Annotated in this window: 8 protein-coding genes and 1 pseudogene; 4 read left to right on the forward strand and 5 right to left on the reverse strand. The window is 61.8% G+C overall.

All coding sequences use genetic code 11. From position 1 onward, the window contains the following. Positions 1–572 precede the first annotated feature (572 nt). The 4 genes and pseudogenes from HGO92_RS24040 to HGO92_RS22630 form a co-directional block, all read right to left on the reverse strand. On the reverse strand, positions 573–1,175 hold the full coding sequence (locus HGO92_RS24040) for a zinc-binding dehydrogenase (protein WP_240974904.1): 603 nt from the start codon (positions 1,173–1,175) through the stop codon (positions 573–575). Between the two features lie 24 nt (positions 1,176–1,199). Then, positions 1,200–1,619: pseudogene (locus tag HGO92_RS24820) on the reverse strand (alcohol dehydrogenase catalytic domain-containing protein); the annotation flags it as partial. A 44-nt stretch (positions 1,620–1,663) separates the two neighbouring features. Continuing rightward, positions 1,664–2,935, reverse strand: coding sequence for a dihydrolipoamide acetyltransferase family protein (locus HGO92_RS22625; RefSeq protein WP_169998879.1), 1,272 nt, complete (start codon positions 2,933–2,935; stop codon positions 1,664–1,666). 60 nt (positions 2,936–2,995) lie between these two features. Next, positions 2,996–5,206 carry an alpha-ketoacid dehydrogenase subunit alpha/beta gene (locus HGO92_RS22630; RefSeq protein ID WP_169998881.1) on the reverse strand — a complete coding sequence of 737 codons (2,211 nt, stop codon included), beginning with the start codon at positions 5,204–5,206 and terminating at the stop codon, positions 2,996–2,998. A 215-nt stretch (positions 5,207–5,421) separates the two neighbouring features. Here HGO92_RS22630 and HGO92_RS22635 point away from each other — a divergent pair, with 215 nt between their 5' ends. From HGO92_RS22635 to HGO92_RS22645, 3 genes are read left to right on the forward strand one after another with little or no spacing between them, the layout of a single operon-like run. Beyond that, positions 5,422–6,189, forward strand: coding sequence for an SDR family NAD(P)-dependent oxidoreductase (locus HGO92_RS22635; RefSeq protein WP_169998884.1), 768 nt, complete (start codon positions 5,422–5,424; stop codon positions 6,187–6,189). After that, positions 6,186–6,935 carry an SDR family NAD(P)-dependent oxidoreductase gene (locus HGO92_RS22640; RefSeq protein ID WP_169998885.1) on the forward strand — a complete coding sequence of 250 codons (750 nt, stop codon included), beginning with the start codon at positions 6,186–6,188 and terminating at the stop codon, positions 6,933–6,935. Before HGO92_RS22635 ends, HGO92_RS22640 begins: the two co-directional genes overlap by 4 nt. 52 nt (positions 6,936–6,987) lie before the next feature. Continuing rightward, complete coding sequence (locus HGO92_RS22645) at positions 6,988–7,662, forward strand: GntR family transcriptional regulator (RefSeq protein WP_169998887.1); 675 nt, start codon at positions 6,988–6,990, stop codon at positions 7,660–7,662. Between the two features lie 6 nt (positions 7,663–7,668). Here the strand turns inward: HGO92_RS22645 and HGO92_RS22650 are convergent, their stop codons facing one another. After that, positions 7,669–8,196 (reverse strand): VOC family protein, encoded by a 528-nt coding sequence (locus HGO92_RS22650; RefSeq protein WP_169998889.1) that lies wholly within the window; start codon positions 8,194–8,196, stop codon positions 7,669–7,671. A gap of 165 nt (positions 8,197–8,361) precedes the next feature. On the opposite strand from HGO92_RS22650, the gene HGO92_RS22655 reads away from it, so the two are divergent. Further along, a complete protein-coding gene (locus tag HGO92_RS22655; protein WP_169998891.1) occupies positions 8,362–9,705 on the forward strand; it encodes an MFS transporter in 1,344 nt (447 codons plus the stop codon). The last annotated feature ends 454 nt before the right edge of the window (positions 9,706–10,159 follow it).

Raw genomic sequence — 10,159 nt, forward strand, 5'->3', positions numbered from 1 at the left:
CCCCGGTGGCCAGCAACCCAACCTGCTCCGCGGGCAAACCAGCTGGCCACCAATGGGTATTTCTACTGGCCACCAGCGGGAAGATCTGCTGGCCGCCTATGGGCAATTCCTAATGACCGTTGACACACGTTGCAGCGTCCACCCCTCGTCGACCACGAATTTGGCCAGTTGGTGTCGACCCTTGGGAGCGGGAATGGCGTTAGGGTGGATCATGAAGACCTTCGTTTGTGGAATGGACTCTAGACAAGCCCCACTCCACCCGGAGGTCTTCTTTATGTCACCCTGCCACGCCGAATATCGCTAACGTCCGCGGGGAATACAGCTAGGCGGGTCTGCTTCAGACATCCGCTTACCGCCGTGTAGACGGGGGCAGAGGCCGGCACGAACTTACCGAATGAAAGGGCCTGCTTTCCGCACGCCTTTTTGCCCGACGACGGGACGGGAGACCCGATGGCTCGGTTGACTTCGTATACAACCGCGTGATGATAACTGGTGACGAGATGTTCAGACCCAGTGGAAGTACGTCGAAACGAATTTCCTGTCCGGATCCCCACTGGTCGGCTCTCTTATTCTCACTCATTAGGGGCAATGGCCGCCTTGATTAACGGCATGCCGCCGTTCGGTGCGCCACCTTCCGCTGTCAGCCGCAGCGCCTCCTCGGCCTGGGCCATCGGAAAGACTGTCACCAATTCTGCCCCGAGATTCGGCGAGGAACAAAGGAAATCAAGAGTCTGTTCGTAGTCCGCGCGAACGGACCCGTAACTGGTGCGGATGGCAAGTTCTTTGCGGACGGCGATGTTAACATCGAAATCCGGCCGAGCGGCATAGAGTGAAACCAGTACAAGTTTGCCTGCTGGACGAAGCGCGTCAAGGGCTGCGCTGGCTTGGGCCGCAGATCCGGCCGCCTCGATCCATACGTCGACGGTGCCGGGCTCGGGGGCATGCGTGTCAAACTTGAGCCCCAGCCGGTCTGCCAAGGTCTTCTTGGATTGAGCGCTGGGCCCACATCGGCCGAGCAATGTGACGTCCGCACCCCGGTACGTTGCCACCAATGCGGCGATCAAACCGACTGTGCCAGTGCCCGAAACTACCACCCGGTGCCCCGAAACTACCTCTCCGACTACGGCCACCGCACGCCAGGCTACCGAGGCCGGCTCCGTGAGCACTGCTGTCATGTCCGGAAGACGTTCCGGCACAGGAACAAGGGATTGCCAGGGAACGAGACAGTGACCTGAAACTGCACCGTGAACACTTAAGCCCAAGGTCGTGCGCTCCGGACAGATCTGGGGTAGCCCGTTCGTGCAGATTGCACATGTGCCGCATCCCATCAGCGACATCGGTACCACACGGGCTCCCGGCGCCACTGAGTCCGGCACATCACTACCAGTCGCAGTGACGACACCCACTGCTTCGTGCCCCAGCACGATTGGCGGAGTCACCCACTCATACCCTGCATCGGCCCGGTACACATGGGCGTCAGAGCCGCACATCCCGCAAAGCGAAACAGCCACCTGGACCTGTTCGGGACCCGGCTGACCGGGCGGAACATCGATGAGTGCCACAGCATGCGGTGCAAGGGATGTCCGCGCCAGGGCACGTGGGGCCAACGGCGCGGACATGGGGTTGTCACGCGGGAGTTGTTTCACAAGGGATCTCGATTCTGTCAAATGAGGAGGGACAGCGGGTTTTCCATCCGCTGTTTGAATGCGGCCATGAGCCGGGCTGCCACGGCGCCGTCTACGACACGGTGGTCCGCTGAGAGGGTGCAGGTCATCATTGTGGCGATGGCCAGTTCGGCGTCAAGGATGACGGGGCGGGGCTCGGCGGCGCCCACGGCGAGAATCCCGGACTGCGGCGGATTGAGGATTGCAGCGAATTCCTTGGTGCCGAACATTCCCAGGTTGCTGACTGTGAAGGACCCACCGACCAGCTCGTCAGGTCGAATCCTGCCAGCCTGGGCCCGGGCGGCGAACTCGGCGATGGTTGCGCTAATCCCGGTAACCGAGGTGCGATCGACGCCGCGGACGACAGGAGTAATAAGCCCGCCGTCGGTGGCAATGGCGACGGAGATGTCCGCGCGGTCATACCGGAGCATGCTGTCTCCGTTGAAGCCGACGTTGGCATCGGGCTCATCGCGCAGGGCCAGGCCGATGGCCCGGACGATAAGGTCGTTGACCGTGATCTTACGTGCCGCCGTCGAGTTGACTTGTTTGCGCAGCGCGAGCAGCTCATCCATGCGTACATCGACGGTGAGGTAGAAATGCGGGACAGTGGTCTTGGACTCGGTAAGCCGCCGGGCAATGGCCTGGCGCATGCGCGTGAACGGAACGGTCTCGATGCCCGGACCAGCAGCGTCCGGAGTCGGGGCGGGTGCGGGGGGCGTTGCGGAAGCGGGACCTTCTGCGGACGCTGCCGTCTGCACTGTGGAAAGCTCGTCTGCAATTGCGGCTTCAACATCCTTGCGGATGATGCGGCCGCCGGGACCGGAGCCATTAAGGGCCGTGACGTCCAGACCGTGCTCCCGGGCGAGCCGGCGGGCGAGCGGGGAACTGTAGATGCGTCCGACATTGTCACCTGCGGCCAGATCGACGGAATCCGACACAGCCTCAGACGCGGCTCCATCCTGCTGTTCTGTCGTTGCGGCAGCGCTTGAGCCAGCTGAGGCCAGGACGGTCTCGATGTCCTTCTCGGCATCGCCGGTTGCGGCGATCACGGCGATGGGTGCGCCCACGGCGACCGTTTCTCCTGGGCTTGCGATGAGTCTGGCCAGGATGCCGTCCTGCTCGGCCTCCATTTCCACGGTGGCCTTTTCGGTTTCGATTTCGGCGATGGGTTCACCGACGCGGATGGAATCCCCCGCTGCCTTGAACCAGGTATAGAGCACAGCTTCTGTCGCGTCAGCGACGATGGCCGGCATGTTCAGCAAAGTTGCCATGAGATTATCTCCAGAAACGGGCCGCGAAAGGCGGCTGGGGTGTGGGGAGCGGGAAAGGACTCAGCGGTCCAGGTTGCGGGCGGCGGAGGCCAGTCCGTTGTCTATTTCCGGGCGGCCGGCGTAGGCAGCCCGTTCCAGGACCTTTGAGATGCTCGGTGACGCCTCGGCTCCGGTGACCCGCTGGACGGGCTGGTCGAGATAGTCAAAGAAGCGTCGCTGGATTTCTTCGCTTAGCCAGTTTCCGTATGACGTCCCGCGGGCACCCTGCTCGGCGATCAGCACGTTGTTGGTCTTCCGGATCGATTCGCCAATGGTGTCCCAGTCGATGCTCGCCGCGTCCAGCCAGCGCAAGTCAATGACTTCGGCGTCGAGGCCGGAGACCTCTGCTGCTTCCAGGGCCGGCCGGACCATGGCCAGATAGGTCAGCACCGTAATGTCAGTGCCTTCCCGGCGTACCGCGGCCTTGCCGAAGGGGAGCTGGTAGTCGAAGTCATTGACCGGGGCAGCGCCGCTGGTGGCATAGAGGTCCACATGCTCAATAACGACTACCGGGTCCTCCAGCTGGAGTGCAGCATTCATCAGGCCAACGTAGTCGAAGGGGGTGGATGGAGCCACGATGCGCCACCCGGGCTGGGTGGCGAAGATACCGGCGGGATCCATGGAGTGCTGTGAGCCGTAGCCGGTTCCCATGGCTACCTTGGAGCGCAGCACCAGGGGCATCTTCCCGTTGCCGCCGAACATGTGGCGGGCCTTGCCGATCTGGTTGAACAGCTGGTCGGCGGCCACCCACATGAAATCCGCGTACATGAATTCGACCACGGGCTTGTATCGTCCGTCCATGGCCATGCCTCCCGCGAGACCGGCAAAGGCGTTCTCGCTGATCGGTGTTCCCAGAATCCGATCCGGGTGGGCGTCCTTCAGTCCCCGGGTGGCGCCGTTGGTGCCGCCCTTGAGCCGGTGGACATCCTCGCCCATAACGACGACGGATTTGTCGTTGTCCATCCGCGCGTGCATCACGTCGGCGACGGAGTCGATGAACCTGCGCTCGGCGAGCTCGCCGCCGAAAGTGGCTTCTTCCTCAGTTCGCGCCCCGTCGAGTTCGGAGAGATCTCCGCGGATGCCGAAATCGACGAAACCTGCGTCTGGCCACAGCTCTGGGCGGATCCTTCGCTTGCCGGGCTTGGCCTCGGGATCCTGCTCGGTTAGTGCGGAGACGGCGTCGTCGCAGGCCTGCTTGATCTGCCCCGTGACTTCCTTGAGGGCAGCGGCGTCCATCAGGCCCAGCTTCTGCAGTTCCGCCGCCATCCGCTGGATGGGGTCGCGGTCGCGCCAGGCCTTCTCCTCGGCCTTGGACCGGTAACCGAAGGCGCTGCCGGGGAACGGGCCGTTCTGGTGGAAGTAGCGGTAGACCTCAGCCTCGATGAGTGCCGGGCCGTTGCCGGCGCGCATGTGTTCGGCGGCCTGCTTCATGGCCAGATGCACTGCAAGGGGGTCCATGCCGTCGACCCGCCAGGACCTGATGCCGAAGCCGGGGCCGCGGGCAGAGAGGCGTGGTTCTCCGGTGACCTCGGCGACGTGGGTGGATACTGCGTAGAGGTTGTTTTCGATGAAGAAGCACAGGGGCAGTTTCCAGGCTGCCGCGAGGTTCATGGTCTCCAGGGCGGAGCCGATGTTGGTGGCGCCGTCGCCGAAGTATGTCACGGTCAGGTCGGTGTCGCCCCCGGTCCTGTCGCCATCGTGTTTTTGTGCCCAGGCGTTACCTGCTGCCAGCGGCACGCCGCCCCCGACGATCGCGTTAGTGCCCAGCGCTCCGGCTTCCGTCCACTGCAGGTGCATGGAACCGCCGCGACCGCGGCTGAAGCCCTGCTCCAGTCCGAGTATTTCCGCCAATGTGCGCTGCAGTAAGGACTGAATGTCTTTCGTTATGGGGGAGGCCGAATCCATGCGGCCGCCGGTGCCGCGGCTGAGATAGGCCAGGGACTTGGCCAGGAACTGGTGGTGGCCGCGGTGTGTGCCGTTTACGCCGTCGCCGGGCCGCAGGTCCACGGCGGAGCCCACGGCGCCACCTTCCTGGCCGATGCTTGAGTGTGCCGGGCCATGCACGAGGCCCTCACCGGCCAACTCAAGGACAGACTCCTCGAAGGATCGGATGATCTGCATCTGAACCAGCATGGTCTTCAGCAGGTCAGGTTCCGCCTGCTGCCAGTCCTGTTCCGTCGTGCGCAGCTCGACCCAATCAACATTGGCGGTCAGGGGTTTGGTTTTAGCCATCGAAAATCTCCACGGAAGCTATCGGGAACCCGGCCGGAGCCAAGGAAGTAAGGTTGCGTGACTCGGGTCACTGAACTCCAAGTTACGACGGTTTTGGATCCAACGCAAACGCCATTCGACTTCGACTTGCCGAAAATACGGGTTTTTCACGCAGTATTGGATCCAACTATTGTAAGCTTGAACACATCACGGTCTATACCATTAGGAGTCAAAGCATGGAAAACACGTTGCATCGTCCTGTCGCTGCCATTACGGGAGGCGCCTCGGGCATCGGCCTGTCATCTGCCAAGCGCTGGGTTGCCGGCGGCGGATCCGTGGTCCTTATGGACCTCGCTCAGGACGGCCTGGATAAGGCAGTGGCGGAGCTCGGCGCTGGGGCCGCCCGGGGAATGCGCGTCGATGTCACCGACAATGCCAGCGTCGTGGCGGCGTTCGAGAGTGTCGGCCGGGTTGAAGGACGCCTGGATACGGTGATCAATTCCGCCGGGATAGCGCGTCCCTCCCTGAGCCGCGAGGTCAGCGACGAGGATTTTTCCCTGATGCTGGACATCCATCTGACCGGTACCATGCGTGTCTGCCGGGCAGCGTATCCGCTGCTGAAGCAAAACGGGGGTGGCACCATCGTTAATCTGGCGTCCGTTGCGGCGCTAGCTGGGATGCCTGGACGTGCCAGTTACACGACCGCAAAGGCGGGGATCGCCGGACTGACACGGACGCTTGCCGTGGAATGGGCATCGGAGGGGATTCGCACTAATGCGGTGGGCCCCGGCTACGTGCGCACCGCCCTGACAGACACGCTGGTGGCCGAGGGTAAGCTCGATGACCGGCCGATCAAGGCGCGTACTCCGCTGGGGCGTTTTGCCGAGCCGGAGGAGATCGCCGAGGTCATCTATTTCCTGTCCACATCGGCATCTTCCTACGTTAACGGGCACCTGTTGATGGCCGATGGCGGTATGACGGTCGATGGAAACTGGTACGCATGAACGGCGTGAAGTTCGACTTCTCGGGCAAGGTTGCGCTCATCACCGGCGCTTCGGGCGGCATCGGCTGGGAAGTTACCCGGATCTTCCATGAGGCCGGAGCGCAGCTTGTCCTGATGGATCTGAACGATTTGCAGCTGGCGGCCCTGACTGAAGAGCTCGGCGGTGCCCACCGTGTCCACACGGTGGCCGGGGATGCATCCGATCCGGCCCGGATCTCGGCCGCGCTTGCATCGGCGCTCACACGATTTGGCGGCCTGGATTTCGTGGTCCCGGCCGCTGGAATCTACCCGGAATCCCCACTAGCGGAGACGAGCGATGAACTGTGGCGCAAGGTCATGTCAGTCAATCTCGATGGTGTTTTCAGGCTGCTGCGTGAGGCTGTCCCGATGTTGCGGGACGGTGGTGCGATAGTAAATTTCGCTTCGGTCGCCGGACACCGCGGCAGCAAGAACCACGGCCACTATGCGGCCAGCAAGGCGGCAGTAATCGCACTGACGCGCAGTCTGGCCCTCGAGGTTGGACCGAGGATCCGTATTAATGCCGTTTCTCCCGGAACCATCGAAACACCGATGGTCGCCGGGCTGGTCGCCGACCGTGGCGCCGACATGCTCGCCGGTACACCCCTAGGCCGCTACGGCAGGCCGGAAGAAGTCGCTGCCGTGGCCGCATTCCTGTGCAGCGGCGCCGCGAGCTTCGTGACCGGCGAGATCATCCACGTAAACGGCGGGTTGTTCATGGCGGGGTGACCAGGGCAGTACAGGGCAAAAATTTAGGCGTGGACACCATAAGCTGAAAGGCATGGCACTGAACGGTAACCAAAGCACGGTGAGGGAAGCGGCAAGCCGCCGAATCGCTGACAGTCTGCGCGCCGAGATCCTCAACGGCCGTCTCAAGCCTGGACAGCGGATTCGGCAGGAGATTATCGCCGAAGAGTTCGGCGCAAGCCGTCTTCCGGTGCGTGAAGCACTGCGGATTCTTGAATCCGACGGTCTGATAACCCTCGTGGCCAATACCGGTGCATGGGTGGCAGCTATGAACCTGCAGGAATGCACAGAGACCTACCTGATTCGGGAGCGGCTCGACCCTCTCCTCCTGGCGTCAGCGGTCGTCAACTACACGGACGACGACTTTGAGCGTCTGACGGGCATGGTCGCGGGCATCGAAGCTGCCGGCGATGTTGAACAGTACCTGGAGTTGGACCGTACTTTTCATCTGGAGAGCTACCGGGCCGCACGCATGCCGATGCTTTATTCCATGGTGGAGCGGCTGTGGAACACCACCCAGCACTACCGCCGCGCGTACAGCCAGCTCATCGGCTGGGACGGACTCCAGCTGACCCACCTCGAACACCGGCTCCTCGTGGAGGCATTCAAACACCGTGACGGCGAAGAGGCCGAACGGCTGATGTTGGGCCATTTGCGCCGCACAAGACTGGAACTGGTCAGGCATCCCGAAATCTTTGAAACTGTCTAACCCGGCTCAGCTGCGGGTATCCCATAGCCTGACGGCCGCGCCTTTCTCATAGGCCTTACCGTCCGGGAAGCTGACGAGTTCGAACTGCATCCCCCAAGGGGACAGGAAATATACCCACCGCTGCCCCAGGCTGGCCCCCGAGCTCTCCGTCGGGCCGCCCAGAACTTTGATCCGCTTGGAACGCAGGTACTCGATGGCCTCATCGAGATCCTCCACGTAGAACGCCAGATGGTGTCCCCCGATATCGCTGTTGCGCGGCGGGAGGACATGCGGCTCCGGCGCCTCATATTGGAAGACCTCTAGATTGGTTCCGTTCCCGCAGCGGTAAAAACGAATCTCGCGCATTACCGTCTCCGCCGCGACATTGAGGTGTTCGGCCATCCAGTTTCCCTCCGGCAGAAACGGGCCGAGAGAGTAGACATGGACACAACCCAATACATCGACAAAGAATTCATGTGCCTGCTCCATGTCAGGAACAGTAAACCCGATATGATCCGTCCCCCGTAGCCCGGGCAGTCCCTGCGTGCCGCTCATCTGTGTCCTCCGCATAACTAGTCAATTGGATCCATAATATGGCAAGAATGGCTTAGAAGCGGGACGGGTCACAAGAAAATGTTGTGATTGGATCCAACTTGTGACAATCTGTATGAAACGTAATCCACATCACTGAACAGGTGTGTCCGATTTTCAGGAGCTTTGATGTCAGAATTCCCATCCTCAACCGGGGTCCAGGACCGGCTACCTGCCCAGCCGGCAGCACCCCGATCCGGGTCGAAAGTCCGTTCCTTAGTCGCCAGCACAGTCGGCAACGTGCTCGAGTGGTACGAATGGAGCGCCTATGCGGTGTTTGCCCCGTTCATTGCACAGGTCATGTTTGAGCCGTCGAACACCGCTTCCGGCATTCTGGCTACTCTTGGCGTCTTCGCGGTCAGCTTCTTGTTCCGCCCGCTCGGTGGGGTGGTCTTCGGCTGGATTGCCGACCGGAAGGGCCGCAAATTCGTCCTGGTAACTACCATGCTCATGATGGCTGCCGGCAGCCTGATCATCGGACTCATGCCCACACATGAAAATATCGGGGTCTGGGCCGCCGTTATTCTGCTCCTGGCACGGGTCGTCCAAGGCTTCGCACACGGCGGGGAATCGGCCACTTCGACCGCCTACATTGCGGAAATCGCACCGAACAACCGCCGGGGGCTGTGGTCCTCGGTCATCCATGTGGCCATCGTCGGCGGCTCCATCCTCGCCTACCTGCTTGGCGCCGTCATCACCGACGTGCTCGGCGACGACGCCGTCTTGGCCTGGGGCTGGCGCATCCCGTTCCTGCTCGGCGCGCTACTGGCCATCGTGGCGCTGCTGCTGCGCCGCCACATGGATGAGTCTGACGTTTTCGAAGAAGGAGCCGCTTCGACTGTGCCGGTCCTGGCCCAAGACAACGCCTGGCCGCGTGCTCGCGTGATCAAAACGGCTACCCGCATGGTGCTGTTCACCGCAGGCATTACGGCGGTGCACTACACCTGGAGCAGCTACATCTCCACTTACGCCATTACCAGCCAAGGTATGGACCCGTCGCTGGCGTATTGGATGAGTCTAGCCGCACAGTCCGTGGCACTGATCAGCCTGCCTCTTTTCGGCATGCTCTCGGACCGGATCGGACGTAAGCGTCAGGTCTTGTTCTTTGCGGTAGCTTCCGCCGTGCTGGTCTTTCCGCTCACCGCCATGGTTTCGGACTCCTGGTGGTCACTATTCATACCTCAAGCCATTGCACTGACACTGTGGGCGCTGGCTTCCTCCATCTTTGCTGCGATGCAGGCCGAAAACTTCCCCACTAGTATGCGAACCCGCGGCATAGGATTTGCCTACTCACTCGGCGTCGCCCTCTTCGGTGGCACCGCGCCCTACCTGAACCAGCTCTTCGTGGGCTGGGGCCTGAGCTGGGTGTTCAGCGTGTATATCATCCTGCTCTGCGTGTGCACTCTCGCCGCGACAATGTCAATGAAAGAAACCCGCGGCATCGACCTGCGCGAACTGGACAAAGCGGAGTAACTGCACCGAAAAGATTGCCCATGTTTTGGGCCCTGACCAGTTTGGCCAGGGCCCAAAAACTTGGCAACCGGGCGGGTAGCGCGGACAGCAAGGTTAGCAGCGGTTCCCATTTGGCGAACAAATAGGTAAGTACTCTCCCCTCCAAAGTTTTCATCCCTTCGTAGCACCCCCTTCGGGAGGGACAAGGGCGCATCACTGGATCGCTGCAGAGCGAGGCGAGCATTCCTTCCAGCACAATCTCAGCGCGCCTTGACCATTGAGTTCACCGCTCTGGATCTTTACCCCCTCCAGTGTGGCAAACGCCGATAACGGCGCATATGACGGTGCGTAGTCTGCGTATTTCATCTGATGAATCATGACGCCTCCTCTCCCCGCTGTGATGTGGGATGCCCCTGGAAGGGCGAGTTTACGCGGGTCATTGGCCGACCCCGGCTCTGTTGTCGGCTTCGGCCCG

This window comes from Crystallibacter degradans (assembly GCF_012952295.1).
Taxonomy (GTDB): Bacteria; Actinomycetota; Actinomycetes; order Actinomycetales; family Micrococcaceae; genus Crystallibacter; species Crystallibacter degradans.